At 75.8% G+C, this 23,599-nt stretch carries 24 protein-coding genes and 1 tRNA gene; 9 read left to right on the forward strand and 16 right to left on the reverse strand.

The features are described 5' to 3' along the window. The first annotated feature begins 120 nt into the window (after window positions 1–120). The gene (locus ACIQD7_RS02295) at window positions 121–474 is read left to right on the forward strand and encodes a hypothetical protein (RefSeq protein ID WP_237528755.1); all 354 of its coding nucleotides are present in this window, start codon (window positions 121–123) and stop codon (window positions 472–474) included. Between the two features lie 34 nt (window positions 475–508). After that, the gene (locus ACIQD7_RS02300; RefSeq protein WP_402438682.1) at window positions 509–1,219 is read left to right on the forward strand and encodes a class I SAM-dependent methyltransferase; all 711 of its coding nucleotides are present in this window, start codon (window positions 509–511) and stop codon (window positions 1,217–1,219) included. A gap of 84 nt (window positions 1,220–1,303) precedes the next feature. Here the strand turns inward: ACIQD7_RS02300 and ACIQD7_RS02305 are convergent. From ACIQD7_RS02305 to ACIQD7_RS02335, 7 genes are all read right to left on the reverse strand, one after another. Beyond that, a tRNA-Leu gene (locus ACIQD7_RS02305) sits at window positions 1,304–1,388 on the reverse strand. A gap of 239 nt (window positions 1,389–1,627) precedes the next feature. Next, window positions 1,628–2,344, reverse strand: coding sequence for a class F sortase (locus tag ACIQD7_RS02310; protein ID WP_402438684.1), 717 nt, complete (start codon window positions 2,342–2,344; stop codon window positions 1,628–1,630). A gap of 117 nt (window positions 2,345–2,461) precedes the next feature. Further along, on the reverse strand, window positions 2,462–3,103 hold the full coding sequence (locus ACIQD7_RS02315) for a hypothetical protein (RefSeq protein WP_402438686.1): 642 nt from the start codon (window positions 3,101–3,103) through the stop codon (window positions 2,462–2,464). 168 nt (window positions 3,104–3,271) lie between these two features. After that, entirely contained in the window at window positions 3,272–4,231 is a 960-nt protein-coding gene (locus tag ACIQD7_RS02320; protein ID WP_121833080.1) for a beta-ketoacyl-ACP synthase III, read from the reverse strand. 209 nt (window positions 4,232–4,440) lie between these two features. Further along, a complete protein-coding gene (locus ACIQD7_RS02325) occupies window positions 4,441–4,824 on the reverse strand; it encodes a (2Fe-2S) ferredoxin domain-containing protein (RefSeq protein WP_121833081.1) in 384 nt (127 codons plus the stop codon). Further along, a complete protein-coding gene (locus tag ACIQD7_RS02330) occupies window positions 4,821–5,342 on the reverse strand; it encodes an isochorismatase family protein (RefSeq protein ID WP_402438689.1) in 522 nt (173 codons plus the stop codon). The genes ACIQD7_RS02325 and ACIQD7_RS02330 overlap by 4 nt, the downstream gene beginning before the upstream one ends. Window positions 5,343–5,708: 366 nt before the next feature. Next, the gene (locus ACIQD7_RS02335) at window positions 5,709–6,773 is read right to left on the reverse strand and encodes a bile acid:sodium symporter family protein (RefSeq protein ID WP_402438691.1); all 1,065 of its coding nucleotides are present in this window, start codon (window positions 6,771–6,773) and stop codon (window positions 5,709–5,711) included. Window positions 6,774–6,921: 148 nt separating this feature from the next. Between ACIQD7_RS02335 and ACIQD7_RS02340 the strand changes: the two genes are divergently transcribed. The 3 genes from ACIQD7_RS02340 (at window position 6,922) to ACIQD7_RS02350 (ending at window position 11,033) form a co-directional block, all read left to right on the forward strand. Continuing rightward, a complete protein-coding gene (locus ACIQD7_RS02340) occupies window positions 6,922–7,788 on the forward strand; it encodes a LysR substrate-binding domain-containing protein (RefSeq protein ID WP_351973301.1) in 867 nt (288 codons plus the stop codon). 375 nt (window positions 7,789–8,163) lie between these two features. Beyond that, window positions 8,164–9,987: an AMP-dependent synthetase/ligase gene (locus tag ACIQD7_RS02345; RefSeq protein ID WP_402438694.1), complete on the forward strand. Its 1,824-nt coding sequence runs from the start codon at window positions 8,164–8,166 to the stop codon at window positions 9,985–9,987. 251 nt (window positions 9,988–10,238) lie between these two features. Beyond that, window positions 10,239–11,033 carry an aldo/keto reductase gene (locus ACIQD7_RS02350; RefSeq protein WP_402439688.1) on the forward strand — a complete coding sequence of 265 codons (795 nt, stop codon included), beginning with the start codon at window positions 10,239–10,241 and terminating at the stop codon, window positions 11,031–11,033. A 75-nt stretch (window positions 11,034–11,108) separates the two neighbouring features. On the opposite strand, the gene ACIQD7_RS02355 is transcribed toward ACIQD7_RS02350, so the two are convergent. Further along, a complete protein-coding gene (locus tag ACIQD7_RS02355; protein WP_402438696.1) occupies window positions 11,109–11,561 on the reverse strand; it encodes a carboxymuconolactone decarboxylase family protein in 453 nt (150 codons plus the stop codon). A 214-nt stretch (window positions 11,562–11,775) separates the two neighbouring features. Between ACIQD7_RS02355 and ACIQD7_RS02360 the strand changes: the two genes are divergently transcribed. Both ACIQD7_RS02360 and ACIQD7_RS02365 read left to right on the forward strand, forming a co-directional pair. Then, on the forward strand, window positions 11,776–13,095 hold the full coding sequence (locus ACIQD7_RS02360; protein WP_402438698.1) for a PLP-dependent aminotransferase family protein: 1,320 nt from the start codon (window positions 11,776–11,778) through the stop codon (window positions 13,093–13,095). Between the two features lie 112 nt (window positions 13,096–13,207). Further along, window positions 13,208–13,681: an RICIN domain-containing protein gene (locus ACIQD7_RS02365; protein WP_402438700.1), complete on the forward strand. Its 474-nt coding sequence runs from the start codon at window positions 13,208–13,210 to the stop codon at window positions 13,679–13,681. A 102-nt stretch (window positions 13,682–13,783) separates the two neighbouring features. On the opposite strand, the gene ACIQD7_RS02370 is transcribed toward ACIQD7_RS02365, so the two are convergent. After that, complete coding sequence (locus ACIQD7_RS02370) at window positions 13,784–14,716, reverse strand: cupin domain-containing protein (RefSeq protein ID WP_402438702.1); 933 nt, start codon at window positions 14,714–14,716, stop codon at window positions 13,784–13,786. A gap of 95 nt (window positions 14,717–14,811) precedes the next feature. Between ACIQD7_RS02370 and ACIQD7_RS02375 the strand changes: the two genes are divergently transcribed. Then, window positions 14,812–15,735, forward strand: coding sequence for an NmrA family transcriptional regulator (locus tag ACIQD7_RS02375; protein ID WP_402438704.1), 924 nt, complete (start codon window positions 14,812–14,814; stop codon window positions 15,733–15,735). Window positions 15,736–15,777: 42 nt separating this feature from the next. Here ACIQD7_RS02375 and ACIQD7_RS02380 read toward each other — a convergent pair whose 3' ends face one another. Beyond that, the gene (locus ACIQD7_RS02380; RefSeq protein ID WP_402438706.1) at window positions 15,778–16,524 is read right to left on the reverse strand and encodes a class I SAM-dependent methyltransferase; all 747 of its coding nucleotides are present in this window, start codon (window positions 16,522–16,524) and stop codon (window positions 15,778–15,780) included. A gap of 38 nt (window positions 16,525–16,562) precedes the next feature. Continuing rightward, on the reverse strand, window positions 16,563–16,868 hold the full coding sequence (locus ACIQD7_RS02385; RefSeq protein WP_053641596.1) for a 4a-hydroxytetrahydrobiopterin dehydratase: 306 nt from the start codon (window positions 16,866–16,868) through the stop codon (window positions 16,563–16,565). 100 nt (window positions 16,869–16,968) lie between these two features. On the opposite strand from ACIQD7_RS02385, the gene ACIQD7_RS02390 reads away from it, so the two are divergent. After that, on the forward strand, window positions 16,969–17,802 hold the full coding sequence (locus ACIQD7_RS02390) for a helix-turn-helix domain-containing protein (protein ID WP_121833912.1): 834 nt from the start codon (window positions 16,969–16,971) through the stop codon (window positions 17,800–17,802). Here ACIQD7_RS02390 and ACIQD7_RS02395 read toward each other — a convergent pair. The 5 genes from ACIQD7_RS02395 to ACIQD7_RS02415 form a co-directional block, all read right to left on the reverse strand. After that, a complete protein-coding gene (locus ACIQD7_RS02395) occupies window positions 17,792–18,208 on the reverse strand; it encodes a hypothetical protein (protein ID WP_121833911.1) in 417 nt (138 codons plus the stop codon). The genes ACIQD7_RS02390 and ACIQD7_RS02395 overlap by 11 nt on opposite strands. A gap of 146 nt (window positions 18,209–18,354) precedes the next feature. Continuing rightward, on the reverse strand, window positions 18,355–20,247 hold the full coding sequence (locus ACIQD7_RS02400) for an alpha/beta hydrolase (RefSeq protein ID WP_402438709.1): 1,893 nt from the start codon (window positions 20,245–20,247) through the stop codon (window positions 18,355–18,357). Window positions 20,248–20,324: 77 nt separating this feature from the next. Beyond that, complete coding sequence (locus tag ACIQD7_RS02405; RefSeq protein WP_402438711.1) at window positions 20,325–20,489, reverse strand: hypothetical protein; 165 nt, start codon at window positions 20,487–20,489, stop codon at window positions 20,325–20,327. Between the two features lie 59 nt (window positions 20,490–20,548). Continuing rightward, window positions 20,549–20,908 (reverse strand): hypothetical protein, encoded by a 360-nt coding sequence (locus tag ACIQD7_RS02410; RefSeq protein WP_402438713.1) that lies wholly within the window; start codon window positions 20,906–20,908, stop codon window positions 20,549–20,551. 365 nt (window positions 20,909–21,273) lie between these two features. Further along, window positions 21,274–23,523: a phage holin family protein gene (locus tag ACIQD7_RS02415; protein ID WP_402438715.1), complete on the reverse strand. Its 2,250-nt coding sequence runs from the start codon at window positions 23,521–23,523 to the stop codon at window positions 21,274–21,276. Window positions 23,524–23,599: the final 76 nt, after the last annotated feature.

Genomic DNA, 23,599 nt, shown 5'->3' on the forward strand with positions numbered 1-23,599 from the left:
GAACTCCGTCTCGAACGGGACGGCCGCCGCACCGCCGGCGCCCCCGTGGGCCCCTCCCCCGCCGCGCGCGGCAGCCTCGGCCCGTCGGGACCCGGGTCCGTCCGGCAGCCGGACGCCACCCTGCGCCTCGCCGTCCCCGCCGGGCTGCACACCGGCCTCGGCCGCGACGCCGTCGGCGTCCCCGCCCGCTTCGGCTTCAAGATCCTCTCCCGGCTCCCCGCCAACGGCTGCGTCTACGCGGACTCCGACTGGTGGTGGTGGCTGGTCCCGGCCGGTTCCGACCTGGACCTGACCTGGCCGCTGCCCGCCTGCTACGCGCCGGGCGCGAAGATCCCGGACCGCCGGCCCCGGCTGATCCACCACCCCGACGGCACCTCGCCCTACACGCCGCCGATCCCCCTCTACCTGCTGACCTGCCAGCTGACGGGCATCGCCCCCGCCTGGTCGGCGGCCTCGGTGCGCAGCGCGCTCTGACGCGCACGGTCCGTCACGGCATAGGGTCGGGGCCATGTTCACTCCGCAGGGTCCCAGCCTCCGCGAACTGACCGTCCAGGCCCTCTCCTCGGTCGAGCACGGTTACGACCTGCTCGCGGCCACGTTCGACGCGACCCCCTTCCGCACCTCCGACCGGCTCCTGGACGCGGTGACCCGCACCCTGGAGACCCTCGGCCCGTTCGACTCGGGCCTCGACGTCTGCTGCGGCACCGGCGCGGGCCTCGGCGTCCTCCGCGCGGTCTGCGCGGGCCGGGTCACCGGGGTCGACTTCAGTACGGGCATGCTGGCCGAGGCCCGCCGCGCCCACCCCGACGCCGAGCTGGTGCGCGTCGACGCCCTGGCCCTGCCCTTCGGGCCCGTCTTCGACCTGGCGGTCAGCTTCGGCGCCTTCGGCCACTTCCTGCCGGACGAACAACACGCCCTCTTCACCCGGGTTCATGCCTCCCTGCGCCCCGGCGGCACCTTCGCCTTCCCGCTCCCGGCCCCGCCCCGCGTCGGCTCGCGCGCCTACTGGACCCTGTGGGGCTTCGACGCGGTGATGCGGGTCAGGAACGCGCTCTGGCGCCCGCCCTTCGTCATGTACTACCGCACCTTCCGCCTCGCGGACGTCCGCGCCCGCCTGGAGGCGGCCGGTTTCGACGTCTCCCTCGTCCCGGTCGAGTCCCTGGGCCGCCTCGAGGACGGCAGCCCGCGGTGCAGGCTGGTGGTGGCGCGGAAGGCCTAGGGCGGGATGCCGCCGGACGTACGAGAAGTGCCGGGCATACGAGAAGTGCCGGTCGATGCGAGATCGACCGGCACTTCTTCTCTGTGTCCGAGGGGGGACTTGAACCCCCACGCCCGATAAAGGGCACTAGCACCTCAAGCTAGCGCGTCTGCCATTCCGCCACCCGGACTAGGTGTTTTTGTCGTTTCGGGGTTTCCCCCGCGGCGACAGAGATAACTCTACCAGGGGTTCGCGGCGCCTTTCACCAGCGTTTTCCGTGGTCAGTGGGGTGCGGGCCTCCGGGCGGGGCGGTGGAGCTCGACGCCCCCCGACGCCGGCTCCGTGGGAGCCACCTTGGCGACCGTCCTGCGGTCCAGGCCAATGCTTCGGGGGGAGTCCGTCAGGTCGGCCCGGGCGCCGTCCGGAGGGTCAGCGGACTCCGGTCAGGCGGGCCGAGACCACCACGTTGCCCTCGTAGCCGCCCTTCTCCGTGAACGGGCCGCCGCAGGTGATCAGGCGCAGCTCGGGCCGGCCGGAGTCGGCGTAGACCCGCTCGGCGGGGAAGCCCTCCTTGGGGACGACCTCGACCCCGTACACGGTGAAGACGGCGGTCCTGCCGTCGCGGCGGAGGACCTCGACGCGGCTGCCCCGGCCGACGGCGCCGAGGTCGTAGAAGACGGCCGGTCCCTCCGGGGTGTCGACGTGGCCGACGACGACGGCGGTGCCCCGCTCGCCGGGGGTGACCGCGCCGGTGAACCAGCCCGCGAGCCGGTCGGCCTCCGGCGGCGGGGCCTCGATCCAGCCGTCGGCGTCGAGCCCGACCTCCGTTACGGGCGCGTCGACGCGGACGGCCGGAACGCGGACGCGGGCCGGGGGCGAGGCGGGCAGCGGGCCGGGGCCGGACGCGGGGGCGGGGGCGAGGACGGCGGCGTCGGCGCGGGGCGCGGCGGGAGCACGGGCGGCGTCGGGGGCGCGGGGCGCGTCGGAAGCGCGGGCCGTGTCGGGGGCGGCCGCGGCGAGGGGCTGCGGCGGTCCCGCCGCCCGCAGCTCCTCCGCACCGCCGCGCACCAGGTGCACGCCCACCAGGAGGACGACGGCGACGGCGCCCCAGGCGCCGTGCCGGCCCGTACCGTCCGTTCGCCCCACGTCCGCTCTCCTCCACGACGGCCGCGCGGCCGTGTGGTCTCGTATGGCGCCCCTCCGTCCCGGACCTCGTCACACCGGGGCGGAGGGGCCGTTTCGGTCCCCTGTCGGTCCCGGCCGTCAGGAGCGGCCGTCGGCGGTGCGGCGGCGGGTCAGGACGACGGCGGAGCCGAGCGCGCCGACGATGAGCAGGGCGCCCGTCACCACCTCGGCCGTGCCGAGCCCGTCGGACTCCGCACCGGAGGCGGCGGTCCCGTAACCGGCCTTCACGCCCTTCCGGGCGCCGGTGTGGGTGCCGGGGTCGGCGTAGGTGTCGGTGTGGGTCTCGGTCTCGGTCTCGGCGAGGTCGGGGGGATCGACGGGGACGGTGGCGTGTTCCTCGGCCTCGCCGTCGGCGTCGTGCTCCCGGGGCTCGCCTCCGGAGACGGTCAGGGTGGTGGTGCCGCGCTCGCCCTCGCAGTCGAAGGTGATCTCGTACTCGGCGCCGGTCTCGGCGTCGGCGTCCACGGTCGCGGTGCCCGGACGGCCCTCCTGGAGGGTGACGGCGTCGAACACGCCGGAGGTGACCGTCACGGACGGCACCTCGCAGCCCTCGGACGCGAGGGTGACGGTGCCGCCGGGGGCGACCGCCGCCGGGGTGACGGAGAAGCCGAACGACGTGACGGCGCCGGCGCCCTCGTCCGCCAGGGCCGCCGGGCCCGCCGTCATCACGGCGGCGGCGCCGAGCAGGGCGGCGGAAGCGGCGGCACGTATCGCACGCATGGCGTTCCTCCTGATCGCGCGAGGGCCCGGACGCGAAGCGGTTCCGCCGTCGGAAGGGACGACCCTCACCGCGTTCGAAGTTAGGTCCGCCCCCGGCCCGCCGCCACCGGGCTCCGCCGAACGGGGCACGGGACCCTCACGGCCCCGGCCCGGCCGCCGCGCGGCCCGTCACGGAACCCGGATCACCTGACCGGCGTACGAGAGGTTGCCGCCGAAGCCGAAGAGCAGGACCGGGGCGCCGGAGGGCAGTTCGCCGCGCTCGACCAGCTTGGCCAGGGCCATCGGGATCGAGGCGGCGGAGGTGTTGCCGGAGTCGACGACGTCGCGGGCCACGACCGCGTTGACGGCGCCGATCTTCGCGGCGAGCGGCTCGATGATGCGCAGGTTGGCCTGGTGGAGGACCACGCCCGCGAGCTCCTCGGGGGTGACGCCGGAGCGCTCGCAGGCCTTGCGGGCGAGGGCGGGGAGCTGCTGGGTCGCCCAGCGGTAGACGCTCTGGCCCTCCTGGGCGAAGCGGGGCGGGGTGCCCTCGATGCGGACGGCGTGGCCCATCTCCGGGACCGAGCCCCACAGGACCGGGCCGATGCCCGCGGGGGCTCCGTCCGCGTCCGCGCCGTCGACGGCCTCGACGATCACGGCGCCCGCGCCGTCGCCGACGAGGACGCAGGTGGTGCGGTCCGTCCAGTCGGTCACGTCGGTCATCTTGTCGGCGCCGATCACCAGGACGCGGCGGGCCCCGCCGGCCCGTACGGCGTGGTCGGCGGTGGCCAGGGCGTGGGTGAAGCCGGCGCAGACCACGTTGAGGTCGAGGGTGGCGGGCGAGGTCATGCCCAGGCGGGCGGCGACGCGGGCGGCCGTGTTCGGCGAGCGGTCGATCGCGGTGGAGGTGGCGACGAGGACCATGTCGACGTCGTCGGGGACGAGGCCGGCGGCGGCCAGGGCCTTGCCGGCGGCGTGCGCGGCGAGTTCGTCCACGGGCTCGTCGGGGCCCGCGACGTGCCGGGTGCGGATGCCGACCCGGCTGGTGATCCACGCGTCGTCGGTGTCGACGAGTCCGGCGAGGTCGTGGTTGGTCAGCACCTTGGCGGGCTGGTAGTGCCCGAGCGCGGCAATGCGAGTGCCCGTCATGCTCAGGGTCCCCCTAGGTGGTTCGTTCGTCCGGCAGGACCACCCAGTCTTGCCAGCGACTGATGGGTAACCGGTGACGTAAACCACCAACATTCCCCCGTAACGCTTGGACGACCGTGACAAGGGCCCGGGCGGGGCACGGCTCCCGCCCGGGTCCGCCTCCCACCGGTTCCGTACGGGGCGTGCGGGACGTACGGGACGTGCGGGGGTCAGTTCTTCGGCGGGTCGACCAGCTGGAGGGCCAGGGTCGCCGGGGGCGGGGCGATGCCGGGGCCGCCGGCCTCCGTCCAGGCGAGGATCTCGTCGAGGCAGTCGTCGTCCAGGGCGAACCCGACCCAGGCGGCCCGTCCGCCGCGCCGCCGGCCCTCGGTGGAGGGCTGCACCACGACGATGTTGGCCTGGGCGCAGGGCCCGAGGCAGTCGCTGGTGCGGACAAGCAGCCGGCCGCCGGAGGCCGCGGCGGCCTCGCGGAGCCGGGCGAGCTGGGCGTCGTGGTCGGTGCCGGGGTTCTTGCGGGCGTCGCCGCAGCAGCAGCCCCGGCAGACGACGAGGGAGCAGGGGCGGGCCCCGTACCGTATCGGCGCCGGGGTCACTCCGAGCCGTCCAGGGTGATCGCGGAGACGGGGGCGACCGTGCCGAGGCGGGGGAAGTCGAGGGCTACGGAGGCGTGGTGCTCGTCGGCGGTCAGGGCGGCCATGGCGTCCTCGGCGAAGACGAGTCCGTAGCCGAGGTCGCAGGCGGCGCGGGCGGTGGACTCGACGCCGAGGTTGGTGGCGATGCCGCCGAGGACGAGGGTGGTGGCGCCGAGGCCGGAGAGCAGCTCGTGGAGGCCGGTGTCCTGGAAGCCGCCGATGGTCCGCTTGACGACGACCGGGTCGCCGTCCCGGACGAGGTCGGGGACGAGTTCGCTGCCGGGCGGCTGGGCGTCGGTGTTCGGGCGCTCGACGCGGAGGTGGACGACGGGGGCGCCGGCGTCCCGGAAGGCGTCGGCGAGCCGGGCGGAGGCGGCGAGGACGTCGGTGCCGGGGCGGGGGGCGAGGGGCAGCGCGACGATGCGTTCCATCAGGTCGACGAGGACGAGCGCGGTGCGGCCGGGATCGAGTGCGGGCATGGAAGCACCGTAGCGGCCCCGATGATCACCGCGGGGGGACCGGGGGTGTGATCCGGCCTACGGGGGGGCTTGCCCGCCGGGGCGGGGGGGGCGTACGGGCCGAGGGCCTGGGACCGGGCGGGGTGAGGGAGGGCGTACGGGCCGGAGGCCGGGGACCGGGCGGGGTGAGGCGAGGCGGGGCGAGGGCGTACAGGCCGGGCTCCGGGCTCCGGGCTCCGGGCTCCGGGCTCCGGGCTCCGGGCTCCGGGCTCCGGGCTCCGGGCTCCGGGGATCGGTACCCGGAGGCGGGGCGGGTGTCGCGGGTGTCGTTCGGCGGGCGGAGTCTGCCCGTGCCCCGGTCTCCGGCCTGGCCGGCAAGACACCCCCTCAGCGGTCCCGTACGGTCGCCGGTTCGGCCGTCTCCCGGGTTTCCGGAGCGGCGTCCGGAGCCTCCGGGGCGGCCGGTTCGACGTCGTGCGAGCGGCGTTTCGCGATGACCGCGCAGACCATCAGCTGCATCTGGTGGAAGAGCATCAGCGGGAGCACGGCGAGGGAGGCCTGGGGGCCGAAGAGGACGCTGGCCATCGGGAGCCCGGCCGCCAGGCTCTTCTTCGAGCCGGCGAACTGGATCGCGATCCGGTCGGCCCGGTCGAAGCCGAGGCGCCCGGCCCCGTACCAGGTCACCGCCAGCATCACCGCGAGCAGGACGGCCTCGACGGCGAGCAGCAGGCCGAGCCGGGCGGGGGTCACCAGGTGCCAGACGCCGGCGACCACGCCCTGGCTGAAGGCGGTGTAGACGACGAGCAGGATCGACCCCCGGTCCACGTACCCGAGGACCTTCTTGTGGCGGACCAGGAAGCCTCCGACCCAGCGGCGCAGGAGCTGGCCCGCGAGGAACGGTACGAGGAGCTGGAGGACGATCCTCAGGATCCCGTCGGCGGAGAGGCCTCCCCCGCTGCCGCCGAGGAGCACCGCCGCGAGCAACGGCGTCAGGACGATGCCGGCGAGCGAGGAGAACGAGCCGGCGCAGATCGCGGCGGGCACGTTGCCGCGGGCGATCGAGGTGAAGGCGATGGAGGACTGGATGGTGGACGGCACCAGACAGAGGAAGAGGAGCCCGCCGTAGAGCTGGGGCGTGAGCACGGCGGGGACGAGTCCGCGCGCGGCGAGGCCGAGGAGCGGGAAGAGCAGGAAGGTGCAGCCGAGGACGGTGAGGTGGAGCCACCAGTGCCTCAGGCCGTCGAGCGCCTCGCGGGTGGAGAGCCGGGCGCCGTAGAGGAAGAAGAGGAGGGCCACGGCCCCGGTCGACGCCCCTTCCACGACGGTGGCGGCGGTCCCGGAGGCGGGCAGGAGCGCGGCGAGGACGACCGTGCCGAGCAGCGCCAGGACGTACCGGTCGACGGGCAGCCGGGAGAGGAGGCGGAGGGCGCGGCCGGTGGTGCGGGGGGTCATGGGCTCCACTGTCTGTGCGCTGCGGCGGGTCGGGGGTCTGCGCTGCGGCGGGTCGGGTGCGGGGGTGTCCATCCTGCTCCACGGCCCGGTGATCGGGAATCCCGTACAGCGCTCTGACTGTCATCGCGGATCGCGATAACGTCGTCCCGTGTACGAGCCCACCCAGCTGCGCACCTTCCTCGCCGTGGCCCAGACACTGAGCTTCACGCGGGCCGCGGACCGGCTCGGGCTGCGCCAGTCGACCGTCAGCCAGCACGTGCGGCGCCTGGAGGAGGCGACCGGGCGGCCGCTCTTCAGCCGGGACACGCACCGCGTGGAGCTGACCGAGGACGGCGAGGCGATGCTCGGCTTCGCGCGGACGATCCTCCAGGCGCACGAGCGGGCGGCGGCGTTCTTCGGCGGGACGCGGCTGCGCGGGCGGCTGCGGTTCGGCGCGTCGGAGGACTTCGTGACGACCCGGCTGCCGGAGATCCTGGAGTCCTTCCGGCGCGAGCACCCCGAGGTCGACCTGGAGCTGACGGTCGAGCTGTCGGGGACGCTCCAGGCCCGGCTCGCGGCGGGCCGGCTCGATCTGATCCTCGCCAAGCGGCGGGGCACGGAGGGCGGGGGCCGGCTCGTCTGGGAGGACTCCCTGATCTGGATCGGGGCGCCGGGGCTGCGGATCGAGCCGGACCGGCCGGTGCCGCTCATCCTGTACCCGCCGCCGGGGATCACCCGGGCGCGGGCCCTGGAGGCGCTGGAGGCGCAGGGCCGGGCGTGGCGGATCGCCTGTACGAGTTCCAGCCTGAGCGCGAACGTGGCGGCGGCCCGCGCGGGCCTCGGGGTGATGGCCCACACCCGGGGCCTGGTGCCGCCGGGGCTGGTCCCGGTGCCGCCCCGGGCGGGGCTCCCGGACCTCGGCGAGGTGGGCTTCGTCCTGCGGAGGGGGCGCCGGGGCGGGGAGGCGCAGGAGGCGGCCGACGCGCTCGCGGAGGCGATCCTGGCGGGCGGCGACCGGCTGCACCGCCCGCGCTGACGGAGCGGCCCCGGTGTCAGGCGCCCGGCGCCCCGGCATCCGGCGCCCCGGCCGACGGAGCCGCCCGCCCGGTGTCCGGTGGCTCCGCCGACGGGGCCGCCGGTTCCGTACGGGCGCGGCCGTGAGGGGTCCGCCGTGAGCGGTCCGTACAGATTCCGTGGAGATTCGCGCCCGGCGGACGTACCGCGCGGTACGCAAGAGCCCCGCAGTGTCGCCGACTTGGCTCCCCCACCCATTCTGACCTGTGGGAACGGTGAATGTCCCGGCTTGGTGAAGGTCCTCCCGCCGGGCAGGCGGGTGGGGTACCGTCGCCCGCGCCGTACGGAGAGCGACCAACGGGCTTTTTCAGCCATCGAGCCGTCGAGGAGCAGGTCAGTGCGCGAGTTCACCGTGCCGCCCGTCGAGGCGGCGCCTCAGATCGGCGGTCTGGCGGACGCCGTGTTCGCGCACGCCGCGGCCGACCCGGACCGGATCGCCTTCGGCCGCAAGGGCCCGGACGGGCGGTGGCGGGACGTGACGGCCGCCCGGTTCCGGGACGAGGTGGTGGGCCTCGCGAAGGGGCTGGTCGCGGAGGGGGTGCGGTTCGGCGACCGGGTCGCGATCATGGCCCGCACCCGGTACGAGTGGACGCTCTTCGACTTCGCCCTGTGGACGCTGGGCGCGCAGCCCGTGCCGGTCTATCCGACCTCCTCCGCCGACCAGGTCCTCTGGATGCTGCACGACGCCGAGGTCACGGCGTGCGTGGTGGAGCACGAGGACCACGCCATGACGATCGGCTCGGTGATCGACCGGCTGCCCCTGCTGCGGCGGCTGTGGCAGCTGGACGCGGGCGCGGTGGCCGAGGTGACGGCGGCGGGGGCCGGCATCGACGAGGAGGTCGTGCACCGGCACCGGCGGGCGGTGACCCCGGAGACGGTCGCGACGGTCATCTACACCTCGGGGACGACCGGCCGCCCCAAGGGCTGTGTGATCACCCACGGGCACCTGATGTTCGAGACGGACATGGTGACGGGCCGCTGGGAGTCGGTGTTCCGCTCCCGGCCCGGGGAGCAGGCCTCGACGCTGCTGTTCCTGCCGCTGGCGCACGTCTTCGGGCGGATGGTGGAGGTCGCGGCGGTCCGGGGCGGGGTGAAGCTGGGGCACCAGCCCGTGATGGCGGCGGCCGAGCTGCTCCCCGACCTGGAGGCCTTCCGGCCGAGCTTCGTGCTGGCCGTGCCGTACGTCTTCGAGAAGCTCTTCCGGGCGGCGCGGCGCAAGGCGGAGGGCGAGGGGAGGGCCGGTCCCTTCGACAAGGCCGTGGAGGTGGCGGTGGCGTACGCGGAGGCGCTGGAGCAGAAGGCGTTCGGGCGCGGGCCCGGGCCGTCGGCGGCGCTGCGGGTGCAGCACCAGTTCTTCGAGAAGACGGTGTACGGGAAGGTCCGCGGGGCCCTGGGCGGACGGGTCCGGCACGCGATGTCGGGCGGTTCGGCCATGGACCGCAGGCTCGGCCTCTTCTTCGCGGGGGCGGGGGTCACGGTCTTCGAGGGGTACGGGCTCACCGAGTCCTCGGCGGCCGCCACGGCGAACCCGCCCGAGCGGATCAAGTACGGCACGGTCGGGCAGCCGATCCCGGGGACGACGGTGCACATCGCGGAGGACGGGGAGGTGTGGCTGCACGGCGGCCAGGTCTTCTCCGGCTACCTCAACGACCCCGGGGCGACCGCCGCCGTCCTCAGCGACGGCTGGCTGGCCACCGGGGACATCGGCAGCCTCGACGAGGACGGCTATCTGACGATCACCGGGCGGAAGAAGGAGATCCTGGTGACGTCGGGCGGCAAGAGCGTCGCGCCCGGGGCCCTGGAGGAGCGGGTGCGGGCGCATCCGCTGATCGCCCAGTGCATCGTCGTCGGCAACGACCGGCCGTACATCGCGGCCCTGGTGACGATCGACCAGGAGGCGGTGGAGCACTGGCTCGCGATGCAGGGGCGGCCGCCGCTCGCCCCGGCCGAGCTGGTGCGGGACCCGGCCCTGGAGACGGAGATCCGGCGGGGCGTGGTCGCGGCGAACACGCTGGTCTCGCAGGCCGAGTCGATCCGGACCTTCCGGATCCTGGCGCACCCCTTCAGCGAGGAGCACGGGCTGCTCACCCCGTCCCTGAAGCTGAAGCGGAGGGCGATCGAGCGGGCGTACGCGACGGAGGTCGCGGCGCTGTACGGCTGAGCCGGGGAGGTCCCGGACGGCCGGGGCCGGGGCGTACGACCGGGGCGGTTCCCGTACGGGGCCGGGGCGGGGTCCCGGACGGTCGGCGCGGGGCGCGGACGGACGAAACGGAACGCCGTTCGCGGAATGCGGAGCGGCCCGTGATCGTTGACGCTGGGAGTACCCCGTACGACCTCACACGACGTAAGGATCTCCCTCACGTGAGCACGGACAGCAAGGTTCCCCAGGTCACCCTGAACAACGGCGTGCCGATGCCGCAGCTGGGCTTCGGCGTCTGGCAGGTGCCGGACGACGAGGCGGAGAAGGCCGTGGCGACCGCCCTGGAGGCCGGCTACCGCTCGATCGACACCGCCGCGATCTACGAGAACGAGCGGGGCACCGGCCGCGCCGTCGCCCGGTCCGGGATCGCCCGCGAGGACCTGTTCGTCACCACCAAGCTGTGGAACAGCGAGCAGGGCTACGACACGACGCTGCGCGCCTTCGACGCCTCCCTCGACAAGCTGGGCCTCGACCACGTCGACCTGTACCTGATCCACTGGCCGGTCCCGGCGAAGGACGCGTACGTCGACACCTACCGGGCGTTCGAGAAGATCCTCGCGGACGGGCGGGCCCGGGCGATCGGCGTCTCGAACTTCCTCCCGGAGCACCTGGAGCGGCTGATCGGCGAGACGTCGGTCGTGCCCGCCGTCAACCAGATCGAGCTGCACCCGCAGCTCTCTCAGCAGGCCTCGCGCGAGGCGCACGCCCGGCACGGCATCGTGACCGAGGCGTGGTCGCCGCTCGGCCAGGGCAAGGGGCTCCTGGAGGTCCCGGCGATCGTCGCGATCGCGCAGAAGCACGGCCGGACCCCGGCGCAGGTGGTGCTGCGCTGGCACCTCCAGCTGGGGAACGTGGTGATCCCGAAGTCGGTCACCCCCTCGCGGATCGCGGAGAACATCGACGTCTTCGGCTTCGAGCTGGACGACGAGGACCTGGCCGGGATCGCCGCCCTCGACGAGAACCGGCGCCTCGGTCCGAACCCGGCGGAGTTCAGCGTCGGCGCCTGACCGTACGGAGCGAACGCGCCCAGGGGCGCCGGGACCGCTTCGGCGGACCCGGCGCCCCTCGGCGTGCCGGGGCGGCTACGAGGCGCCGGGGGTCTTGCGCGTGCTGACGTTCATGCGGTTCCACGCGTTGGCGGTGAGGATCAGGGCGATGAGCTGGGCGAGTTCCTTCTCCCCGAAGTGCCGGGCGGCCTCGGCGTAGACCTCGTCGGACACTCCCCCGGGCAGCAGGGTGACGGCCTCGGTCAGCGCCAGGGCGGCCCGCTCCTCCTCGGTGTAGAGGCTCGACTCCTCCCAGGCGGAGAGCTGGTAGACGCGCTCCTCGCTCTCGCCCGCCTTCCGGGCGTCGGAGGTGTGGTAGTCGAGGCAGTACGCGCAGCGGTTGATCTGGGCGGTGCGGATCTGCACCAGCTCGAGGAGGACCGGGTCGAGGCCCTCGCGGGCGGCCGCGTCGAGGGCGAGGACGGCCTTGAAGACCTTGGGGGCGACGGTGGAGAAGTCCATGCGCTGGGGAACCCGAAACGTTGTCATGCCATGACCCTAGGAGCGGAAACGGCCCACGGTAGGGTGCATTTCCATGGCAGAAACACGGGCCAATCGTCCGGCGCCCTCCGACTCCGGCTCCCGGCCCGGCCCCGTGGCGGAGACGCCGGCGGGCCCCGGAGCGGGCGTTCGCGGGGGTCCGGTCGCCGGGACCGATCTCCATCTGGAGCTGTCGGGCGGGGGGAGCCTGCGGAGCCGGCTCATGAACGCCCTACGGGAGGCGGTCCGTTCCGGCCGGCTCGCCCCCGGCACCCGGCTGCCGCCCTACCGGGGCCTCGCCCACGACCTGGGCATCGCCCGCAACACCGTCGCCGCCGCCTACGCCGAACTGGTCGAGGAGGGCTGGCTCACCGCCCGCCGGGGCTCCGGCACCCAGGTCGCCCCGCGCGCCGCCGTCCGGCCCGCCCGGGCGCCCGGACCGCGGCGCAGGACCACGCGCCGGGTCCTGCACGACCTGATGCCCACCTCCCCCGACGCGGCCGCCTTCCCCCGTACCGCCTGGCTGGCCTCCGCGCGCCGGGCCGTGGTCGCCGCCCCCAACGACGCCTTCGGCGTGGGCGATCCGCGGGGCAGGCCGGAGCTGCGGGAGGCGCTCGCGGAGTACCTGGCGCGCGCCAGGGGGGTGCGCGCCGAGCCCGACCGGATCGTGGTCTGCTCCGGTTTCGCCCACGGGCTGCGGCTGCTCGGCGGCCTCCTGAAGGGGCCGGTCGCGGTCGAGTCGTACGGCCTCGCGTTCCACCGGGGCATCCTGGAGGAGACCGGCCGGTCCACCGTGCCGCTGCCGGTCGACTCGCACGGGGCGCGCGTCGGCGACCTGCCCGGCACCGGCGCGGAGGCCGTCCTGCTCACCCCCGCGCACCAGTTCCCCACCGGCGGGCCCCTGCACCCGGAGCGCCGGGCGGCCGTCGTCGACTGGGCCCGCGCCTCGGGCGGCCTGGTGGTGGAGGACGACTACGACGGCGAGTTCCGCTACGACCGGCAGCCGGTCGGGGCCGTGCAGGGGCTCGATCCCGACCGGGTCGTCTACATCGGCTCGGCCGGCAAGAGCCTGTCGCCGGCCCTGCGGACGGGCTGGATGGTGCTGCCGGGGTGGCTCGTCGACGACGTCGTCGCCGCCAAGGGGGCGCGGGAGATGTGGGCGGGGGTCGTCGACCAGCTGACCCTGGCCGACTTCGTCGCGCACGGCTCCTACGACCGGCACCTGCGGCACATGCGGCGGCGCTACCGGGGCCGCCGGGACCTGCTGGTGCGGACCCTCGCCGCGCGCGCCCCGCACATCGGGGTCAGCGGGATCGCGGCCGGGCTGCACGCCGTGCTCGAACTCCCGGAGGGCACCGAGGAGGCGGCGCTGCGCGCGGCCCGGCGGCAGGGGCTCGCCCTGGAGGGACTGGGCGCCTACCGGCACCCCGACAGCGCGATGCCGCCGCGCGACGGCCTGGTGATCGGCTACGGCACGCCGCCGGAACACGCCTTCGCGGCGGCCCTGGAGGCCCTGTGCCTGGCGCTGCCCGACCCTCCGTGAGGAGCGGGGGCGGCGGGTTCTGTCAGAGCCCGGACGTAGGGTCGGCGGGGCCCCTGGGGGCCGGGGCGTCAGATGCCCCGATCGGTCGGGCGAGACGTGAGGAGTCGGTGCGGTGAGCGGTGGGCCGGAGCTCGTGGAGGAGGGCCTCTACCGGGTGCGGAACGTGGCCAGCGGGCTGTTCCTGGAGGTGTACGAGGGGTCCTCGCGCGCGGGCGCGAGGGTGCAGCAGGGCACCGGGAACGGAACGCCCGGGCAGCACTGGCACATCACGGCGGTGCCGAACGGCGGCGGGCTCTACCACCTGGTCAACGCGGCCAGCGGGAAGCGGCTCGACGTCGCGAACGCGTCCACGGAGAACGGCGCGCGCATCCAGCAGTGGCGGGCGAACAACTTCGGCGCCCAGGAGTGGATCATCGAGCAGGACCTCCAGTCGCCCGGCACCGTGACCCTGGTGAGCTTCGTCAGCGGGCTGTTCCTGGAGGTCGCGGACGGCTCGCGGGAGGACGGCGGGGACGTCCGGCAGTGGGAGGACACCGACTCCCCGTTCCAGTGGTGGCGGTTGGAGCCGGTGGCCCGAGCCCGGTGACGCGGGCCGTGAGGTGGGTGCCGTCCCGGTGGTGACCGTGACTGTGGCCGTGCCGGTGCCGGTGCCGGTGGCCGTGGCCCTGGTGGGATGCGGGATGCCGGCTCACACCCCGGTGCGGTGCTCCTGCGGGCTGAGGCCCCGTACCCGCTTGAAGGCGGCGCTCAGGGCGAACGCGCCGCTGTAGCCGACCTGTCGGGCCACGGACTCGACGGTGGCGTCCGTCCCGCGCAGCAGGTCGGCGGCGAGCGCGAGCCGCCAGCCGGTGAGGTACGCCATCGGGGGCTCCCCGACGAGGGCGGTGAACCGGCGGGCGAGCGCGGCCCGGGACGCGCCCGTCCGCGCGGCGAGCGAGGCGACGGTCCAGGGGTGGGCGGGGTCGTCCTGGAGCAGCCGGAGCGCCCGGCCGACCACCGGGTCGCCCATCGCCCGGTACCAGGCCGGGGGTTCGGCGCCGGGGCGGGAGAACCAGGCGCGGACGGCGGAGATGAGCAGCAGGTCGAGGACCCGGTCGAGGACGGCGCTCTGGCCGGGCTCGTCGCGGGCGACCTCCTCATCGAGGAAGGGCATGAGGGGGCAGTGCCACGCGTCGGCGGACAGGTGGAGGAAGCCGGGCAGGGCGTCGAGGAGCCGGCGGCCGACCTCGCCGTCCATCCGGTAGGTGCCGACGAGGACGGTGGTGCCGCCGTCGGGGGCGTTGCCCCAGGTGCGGACGCCGAGCCTCATGCTCTGGTCGAGGGGCTCGCCGGTGAGGGTGGTGCAGTCGCCCTCGGGGCCGATCAGGGCGCGGGGCGGGGTGCCGGGGTCGTCGGCGACGGTGTACGGCTCGGGGCCCCGGACGACGGCGATGTCGCCGGGCCGCAGCAGGACGGGCGCGCCGGTCCCGGGGGCGATCCAGGTCTCGCCGCCGGTGACGCACATCAGGCAGAGCGGGGCGCCGTCCTCGACGCGGACGGACCACGGCGGCTCCATGACCATGCGGAGCAGGAAGGCGCCCTTGGCACGGGGCCCGTCGAGGAGTCCGGCGAGTGGGTCCATGGTCCGCAAGCCTAGGCGAGCGCGTGAGACGCACGCGCAGGGACGTGAGACGGCGCGACATGGGCCCGGAGGGCCGCGGGCGGGAGCCTTGGGGCATGACGACGCACACGTGGAACACACAGACGGTCCTGGTGACGAGCGCCTCCGGCAAGACCGGGCGGCGCGTGGCCGAACGGCTCGCGGCGCGCGGGGCGACGGTCCGCGCCGGGTCCCGTACCGGCACGACCCCCTTCGACTGGGAGGACCCGGCGACCTGGGCCCCGGCGCTGCGGGGCGCGGACGCCGTGTACGCGGCCTACTACCCGGACCTGGCCGCCCCCGGCGCGGTGGAGGCGATGGAGACCTTCGGCCGACTGGCCGCGGAGCACGGGGTGCGGCGGATCACGCTCCTGTCGGGGCGCGGGGAGCCCACGGCCGTGGCGGCGGAGGACGCCCTCCGCACGGCGGCCGCCGGGGGCCGGGAAGGGGAAAGGGCCGGGAACGGGTCCGGGTCCGGGTCCGGGTCCGGGGTCGGGGTCGGGGTCGGGGTCGGGGTCGGGGTCGAACTGACCGTCGTACGGGCCTCGTTCTTCGCGCAGAACTTCTCCGAGGGGTTGCTCGCGGAGGGGGTCGCGGAGGGCGAGCTCGTCTTCCCCGCCGGGGACACGGCCGAGCCGTTCGTCGACGCGGACGACCTGGCGGACGTCATCGTGGAGACCCTCACGGCGGACGGTCACGCCGGTCTGGTGCACGAGGTGACCGGGCCGCGCCCGCTGGGCTTCGCGGAGGCGGCGGCGGAGATCGCGCGCGCCTCGGGCCGCCCGGTGGTCTACCGGCCGGTGCCGGAGGCCGCGTACGCGGAGCTGCTCACCGGCTTCGGGCTCCCGGCGGACGAGGCGGCCTGGCTCTCGGCCCTCTTCACGACGCTCCTCGACGGCCACAACTCCTCGGCCACGGACGGGGTGAAGCAGGTCCTGGGCCGCGAGCCGCGCTCCTTCGCCGCGTTCGCGACGGAGACCTGGGGCGGCGGCGGGTCCTAGCCGTACGGCTCCGGGCGCCGGCCGGCGTGCTCGCGCGGGGGCTCAGCCCCGCTTGGCGAAGGAGGCCAGCCGGTAGCGGGGGTCGGGGCGGCGCCGGTCCTGGTCCGGCAGGGCGGCCAGGGCGGCGGCGAGCGCGTCGACGGTGGCCGGGTCGCCGCGGAACCAGGAGGCGAAGTGACCCGCGCGCAGCTTCCGCGCGGTGTCGCGCGGGGTCCTGCCCTGGCCGTGGCCGGTGAAGCGGGTGCCGGGGGCGGGGTCGAGTCCGTGGGCGGCGGCGCACCGGGCGATCAGGTCGGCGCGGTCGGAGGCCGCCCCGGCCGCGCGGTGGGGGCGCAGGACCGCGTCGACGTCGCTGCCGACGTCGTGGGCCGCGTCCTTGTCGACGGTGGCGATCAGGACCCCGCCGGGCCGCAGGACGCGGGCGGCCTCGGCGACGACGTCCGCCGCGAAGGGGACGAGGTGGAGCAGCCAGACCGCACAGACCGCGTCGAGGGAGGCGTCGGGCAGCGGCAGGCGCCGGGCGTCGGCGCGCACGGCCCGGCCCGGCACCCGCCCGGCGGCGACCCGCAGCATGGCGTGCGCGGCGTCGGCCCCGTACACGCGCAGACCCGGGCGGACCAGCCGTTCGGTGACGAGGCCGGTGCCGCAGGCCAGGTCGAGCAGGGTGCGGGCGCCGGGCGGCACGAGCCGCAGGACGGCCCCGGCCGCCGCCTCCGCCCGGGGCGTGCCGCCCCGGGTGCGGTCGTAGTGCGCTGCCTCGGCCTCGTAGTCGAGCACGGTCTCCGCCATGGCGGCGATCCTACGGACCCCGCCGGGCGGGCGGCGGGTCAGCGGGCGCCGTGGCCGGGGGCGATCCGCTCGACGCGCTCGGCGAGTTCGAAGTCCTTCCCGGTGAGGGCGCCGCCCGCGGAGTGGGTGTGCACGGAGAGGGCGACGGAGTCGTATCCGAGGGTCAGGTCGGAGTGGTGGTCCAGCTCCTGCTGGATCTGGGCCACGTGGACGACGAGGGCGGTCGCCGCGAAGTGGTCGCCGAGCCGGTAGGCGCGGGTGAGGCGGTCGTCCTCGACGGACCAGCCGGGGAGTTCCCTCAGGCGGTCCTCGATCTCCTTCTGGGACAGCGGTTCTGCGGGCACGGCGGTGCTCCCTCCTGGGGCGGCGGACGGGCGGACGGTGGGGTGCGCGGGGGTTCCCGGGAAAGGTACCCGGGCTCCCCCTCTGGGATACCGTCTGGCCATGACGACTGTCGTGAGCGACACGGGCGTGGGGCCGCTGCTGCGCGCATGGCGGGAGCGGCGCCGGCTCAGCCAGCTGGAGCTGGCGCTGCGCGCGGGCTCCTCGGCGCGGCACGTCTCGTTCGTGGAGACGGGCCGTTCGCGGCCGAGCGAGGAGATGGTCCTGCGGCTCGCCGAGCACCTGGAGGTGCCGGTGCGGGAGCGGAACGCGCTGCTGCTCGCCGCCGGTTACGCGCCCCGGTACGCGGAGTCGCCGCTCGACGCCCCGCGCCTGGAGGCGCTCCGGGAGGGCATCGAGCGGCTGCTGCGGGGGTACGAGCCGTATCCGGCGCTCGTGGTGGACGGCTCGTACACGGTGGTGGCGGCCAACCGGGGCGTTCTGATGCTGCTCGACGGGCTGCCCGAGCACCTGCTGGCCCCGCCGCTGAACACGATGCGGATCGCCCTGCACCCGGAGGGCCTGGCGCCCCGGATCCGGAACCTGCGGGAGTGGCGGGGCCATCTGCTGTCCCAGATGGAGCGTCAGATCGCCCTGGTGCGCTCGGAGTCGCTGCGGGAGCTGTACGAGGAGGTGGCGGCGTATCCGCCGCCGCCCGGCGCGGAGGGCGAACCGGAGGAGGCGGAGGCGGAGCCGTACGTCTCCTTCGCGCTGCCGATGCGGATCGAGCACGGGGGGCGGGTGCTGTCGTTCGTGTCGTCGATCTCGACGTTCAACACCCCGATGGACGTGACGGTCGCCGAGCTGGCCATCGAGACGCTGATCCCGGCCGACCCGGAGACGGCCGCGCACCTGCGGGCACTCGCGGAGGCCGACGGGGCGCCCGCTAGCGGCTGACGGCCCGCAGGGCGGTCCACTGGAGCACGGCGAACCCGGCGACGACGGCCGCCTGGAGCGGTGTCCACACCAGACCGGCGGTGGTGGGCTCCAGCCAGACCGCCAGGGCGACGACGCTCAGGACGGCCCACAGCAGATTGGCGTCGACGACGAGCTTCACGGCGGTCGCCGGGGGCTGCGGGCGGCTCGCGAGCCGGCCGACCCCGGCCGCGAACACGACGAGGAACAGGCCGAGTCCGAGCAGCGGGCCCGCGTCGATCCCGAGGAGTTCGCCGAGGGGGCGGGAGGCGACGGCGTAGGCGAGGCCGTTGGCCCCGGTGACGGCGGCGTCGAGGGCGAGGAGGCGGCGCACCGCCGTGTGGGGGCGGGAGACGCGGGCGGGACCGGCGGACAGGGCCTGGGACATGGCGGATCACCTTCCGGGGACGTGCGGGTGGTGGACCCGGAGCCCGGACGGAGTGCGCCGCCCGGGTTCCGGTGCCCCCGAGCATGGCGGGCGGCGGGCGGGGGGTCGATGACCTCGGAGGTAATGCGGCGGGCTCCGGGGGCCGTTCAGTACGCGGCCGGGCGTCCCCGGACGAAGGCGCGCAGCCGGGCGGTGTCGGCGGCGGTCCAGCCCGGGGGCGGCAGGACGGCCGCCCAGCCGTCGACGGATCCGGCGCCGTAGCGGTGGCCGTGCGGGGCGTCGACCCCGTAGGAGACGGCCATGTCGACGGAGGTCTGCCAGAAGGAGACGAACGGGAACCAGGTGACCTCCGGGGTGACGTCGGGGCCGCGCGGTTCGTCCAGCCAGGCGGGGCGGTCGAGGAGGAGGTCGGGCGACCACCAGACGACGGGGTCGGAGGCGTTCTGGAGGTAGACCGCGCGCGGGTGCCCCCAGGGTCCTCCGGGGCGGGCGAGGTCGGTCTCGGGGAACTGGGCGAAGCGGATGTGGGCGCCGTCCCGGTACTCGGGGCGCCACACGGGGCTCGCGGGGTCGCGGTCGCGGCGGATCTCGCGGGAGATCGGGGAGAAGTTCGGGGCGCCCATGAGGAGGGCCCCGTCGGTGGAGGCGAGGAGGTCGTCGGCGCCGTCGAAGGAGGCCTCGACGGCGTAGGCGCCGAGGCTCTCGCCGGTGACGACGAGCCGGGGCCGGCGCTCGGCGGGCAGGGCGTCCAGCCGGGCGCGTACGGCGTCGAGCAGGGCGCGGGTGGCCTGCCCCGCCTTCTCCTTGTCCACGAGGAAGGAGACCCAGCTCGGGAGGTACGAGTACTGGACGGCGACGATCGCGGTGTCTCCGCCGTACATGTACTCCAGGGCCTCGGCGACGTTCGGGTCGATCCAGCCGGTGCCGGTGGTGCCGGCCACGGCGAGGACCGCCCGGTCGAAGGCGCCGGTGCGGTCGAGTTCGCGGACGGCCAGGCGGGCCCGGGCGGCGAAGGGGCTGGTGTCCTCGAAGGCGCCGGGGAGCGCGGAGGGGACGTACACGCGGACGGGGTCGAGGGCGGGCCGGCCGCTCCAGGCGGCGAGGGCGGCCCGGGTGGGGGCGGAGCCGGTGAAGTTGCGGCCCTGGTAGCCGAGGTCCCGCCAGGAGACGAGGGAGCCGGGGCCGCCGGAGACGTGCCGGGAGACGGGGCGCCGGATGCCGTCCTTGGTGCCGTCGTTGGTGGCCTCGGCGACGCGGTCGGCGAGGTCCACGATCCCCCGCTCGAAGACGACGTCGCGGACGCCGACGAGGACGGCGAGGGTGGTGAGGACGGTGCCGAGGGCGAAGGCGACGGGCCGGGGCATGAGCCGGCCGAGCAGCCGTATCAGGGTGACGGCGCCGAGCCGCACGGCCCGCGCGACCAGGAGCGCGGCGAGCAGGAGGGCGAGCGCGATCAGGGCGATCATCGGGGTGTGCCAGGTCAGGGACGGCGGGAGGCCCTGGAGGACCCGGAGCCGGCGCTGCGTCCGGGCGCTCTCGGAGATGAGCCAGACGGCGAGGACCGGGCTGAGCAGCCAGTACGCCTGCCAGCAGCGGGCGCGGACCCGGTCGGACGGGTGCCGGGGGCGGGGCAGGGCGGCCCGGAAGGCCCAGGCGAGGGCCGAGCCGAGGGCGTAGCCGATGGCGGCGGTGATGCCGCCGACGAGCCCCTGGAGGTACCAGGGCCGGGGCACCAGGGAGGGGGTGAGGCTCGACCAGAAGAAGACGGTGGCCACGCAGAGCGCGGTGAGGTCGGGCCAGCGCCGGACGCGGTACGAGGGGTGGGGGCGGTCCCAGTAGGGGCGCCGCGCGAGGGCGAGCGCGCGGGCGGCGGCGCGGCGAGGCCCCGTGGGGGCGGGGACGCGGTCGTGGTCGTGGTCCGGGGCGGCGCGGGGGCCGGGGATGCGGTCGAGGGGGGTGGGGCGGGGGGTCTCGGGGCCCGGGCCGGACGCGGGTCCGGCGGACCGATCGGGGCTGGTGTTCCGGTCGGCCGAGGTCATCGGATCATCCTCGCGCCTCCGGACGCCGGTCCGCACGTCGGATTTCGCCGTGTCCCGCGCCGGGCCGTTCCCGGGTGTCAGCGGACGGGTTCGTTCCGGGACGAGGGCGGTTCGGGGGCGGGGGCCGGGGCGGACTCCGGGGCCGGGGCGCCGGGTTCGGGGGCGGCGCGGTCGGCGCGCTGGGCCCGGGAGGCCTCGGCACGCATCAGGGCGTGGAGGACGGCGAACGGATCGACGGGCATGGCGAAGCTCCTCGCGGTGCGAAGGGTGGATGAGGTGACTGCCGGGGCGCTCGGGCCTCTCAGCAGCGCATCACCACGCACCGGAGCGCGTCCCCGCGCGGGGCGGGTACGGGGGCGGAGGGCTTCCGGCGGTGCCTGCGGCCGTGCGCGTGGGGACGCGGGCGGGTGCGGTGCCGCCGGGTGCGGCCGGGGACCGCGGTGTCGGCGGCGGCCTGGTCGTGGGTCTCGCCGACCGGGTCGGACGCCGGTGCGGCGGCCGCGGCGGGGAGCGGTGAGGTGCCGGAGAGCAGGGCCGGGGCGCCGGTGCCGAACAGCGCGGCGAGGACGAGCAGCAGGACGACCCAGCGGCGGCGGCCCGGGCGCGCCCGGCGGCCCGCCGGGGCGGCGGGCACTGCGGTCGGCTCGGGCACGGGGCTCACGGAGATCCGTACTGCCCCGCCCGGGTCCCGGCACGGCGCCCGGACCCCGAGATCCGCCCGGCCGGCCTACGCCCGACCCCCGTGATTCACCGCCCCGGCGGTCCCGACCGGCCGAGCGTTTTCCCCGCCGGGACGACCGGGCCCGCGACCTGCGCTCCGGAGGGCCGGGGCGGCGCCGCTCACTCCGGAGAGCCCGGACAGCGCCTCTCGCCCTGCACGACCGGGCCGGTGCGCCTTGCCCCGCACGGCCGGGCCAGCGCCACGCGCTCCGTACGGCCGGACCGGAGTCCCTCGCTCCCGAGGGCCAGCTCACGGCTTCCCGTCCCGCACGGCCGGACCCGGTGCCACTCGCTCCGAGAGCCGGGTCAGTGCTTCTCGTCCCGTACGGGCGGGCCGTGGACCGGCCGTGCGGTCGGGTCGTCGGCCGGGGCGGGCGTCGGGTCCGCGGCCGCCGTGTCGGCCGGGGTACGGGCAGAACCGTCGGTCGGGTCGCCCGGTGGGCGGTGCGGGTCCGGTTGGGGCTCGGTCGTTTTCACCGGGACCTGGGGGCCCGAGGACTCGCGGAGCCAGCGGCGCAGGACCCGGTGGATCTGTTCCGCGCCGAAGAGTTCCTCCCCCTCCCCCGCCGGCGGCGAGAGTTCCGGCGGTGAGAGCAGGAAGGGGTGCGACTGCTCGCCGCCGAGGCCGCCGTGCGAGCCGATCTGCTCCTCGAAGGCGTGCACGGCGCCGGTCTCCGGGTCGTACATGGAGTTGACCATGATGTCCGCGACGTGCGGGAAGCCGTCCGTGCGCCGCACGGCCCGCGCCGCGCCGGGTCCGAACGCGGCCAGCGGCCCGTCGTCGGTCAGCTCCGCGACCGGGACCTCGGTCCCGTCCCCGGCCAGGACCACCGAGCCGTGCTCGGCGCTCGCCACGAGGACGAAGCCGACGCCCGGGTGGTGGGCGAGGGTGCGGAGCAGGGCCGGGTGGCGCCGGTCGATCTCCTCCCGGGTCATCCGGTGCGGCACGTCGGGGAAGGAGACGAGGCCGAGGTTGCCGGAGGCGAGGACCACCGGTTCGGAGGGCTTGGCGGGCAGCTCCCGCGCCGTCTCGCCGCTCTCGTCGACCGGCCGGTGCAGCGCGCTGCGCAGCGCGTCCCTGGCCGCGTCCCGTGCCTCCGAGCCGCTGCGGGTGCGCCGTACCCGGCGCGGCACGGGCAGTCCGCACCCGGCCCTGACCAGGTCCTTGAGCGTCAGGCCGTACACCGCCTCGAAGGTCTCGCCGGGGCTCTGCCCGTGGTCGGAGAGGAGCACGATCCGGTAGGGGCGCGGGGCGTGCTCGGCGACGTCGGCGATCAGCGCGATCGAGCGGTCGAGGCGGCGCAGGACCTGGTCGGTGTCCCGGCCGTGCGGGCCGGAGTGGTGGGCCACCTCGTCGTACGCCACGAGGTCGGCGTAGACGGCGGTCCGCCCCGCCAGCATGTCCCCCATCACGGCCGCGACCACCACGTCCCGCTCCACGACCGTCGCGAAGGCGCGGACGAAGGGGTACGTGCCGCCGCGCGAGATCCTCGGGGTCTCGTGGCGCAGTCGCGCCCGCGTCGACTGGTACGCCTCGCGGACGCACTCGGTGACGAACGACCCGGCGGTGCGGACCGCGTTGGCCGGGTCGGAGAAGTACGCGAAGTAGCCGGCCCGGGAGCGGTTGCGGCGGCCGCGCCGGGCGGCCACCGACAGGACGAGGGCGACCTGTTCGGCGCCGCCGCTGAAGAGGTTGCCCCGGGAGGCTCCGTCGTAGGAGAGGAGCCCGCCGTCGCCGGTGCGGCGCACCGCCCGCCGCTGGAGCTCGACGGCACTGGCCGGGCGGTTCGACACCATGAGGCGGCCGGTGTCCTTCTCGTACCAGCGGAAGGCGGGCACGTCCTCGTTGGAGCCGTGCAGGATGCCGAGCTGGCTGGCGCCGGTCTGGCTGGACCAGTCGGTGTGCCAGGGGGTGAGCCGGTGGCCGGCCGCCAGCCAGGCGGCGACGGTCGGCATGAGCCCGTCGGCGACGGCGTCGCGCAGCACCCGGTGGCCGACGCCGTCGAGCTGGAGGAAGACCGTGCCGGGGACGGCGTCCGCCGAGGCCCCGGGGTCGCGGGGCCGGGTGCGGCCGGTGAGCCGGTAGAGGCGGCTCCGGTAGGCGTCGTCGTCGCGGACGGCGAGGCCCGTGGAGGTGGCGGAGGCGACGGCGGACATGACGGCCGCGACCACGACGGCGGTCTCGGGGTCGGCGGCGCCGCGCCCGTCGGGGGTGACCCAGAGCGCGACGAGCAGCAGCGAGCCGTTGAGGAAGAAGCCGAGCAGGCCGAGGACAAGGGCCGGGACGAGCAGCAGGGCCCGGACGAGCAGCGGCCACACGAGGGCGCCGAGCAGGCCGAAGGCGCCGGCCGCCCAGGCGGCGGTGATCGCGGTGCGGGTGAGGCTGTCCCCGTCGGGGGACTGGAGCTGGAAGTCGGGGAGCAGTCCCGCGAGGAGCAGCAGGGTGAGCGTGGACACCGCCCACACCGCGATCACGCGCCCCAGCGCGCGCCCGGTGGACCTCCAGCGCCCCGCGAACCGCAGGCGTCCGGCGCCGCCCCATCGCCCGTCACCCACGCCCGCCTCGCCTTTCGCCCGTTTCCTGACCCCAGCGTGTCACAACGCCCGCGACGGGGAGGGGGAGGAGGGGAGG

The sequence above is a fragment of the Streptomyces sp. NPDC093071 genome (assembly GCF_044754545.1).
Taxonomy (GTDB): domain Bacteria; phylum Actinomycetota; class Actinomycetes; order Streptomycetales; family Streptomycetaceae; genus Streptomyces.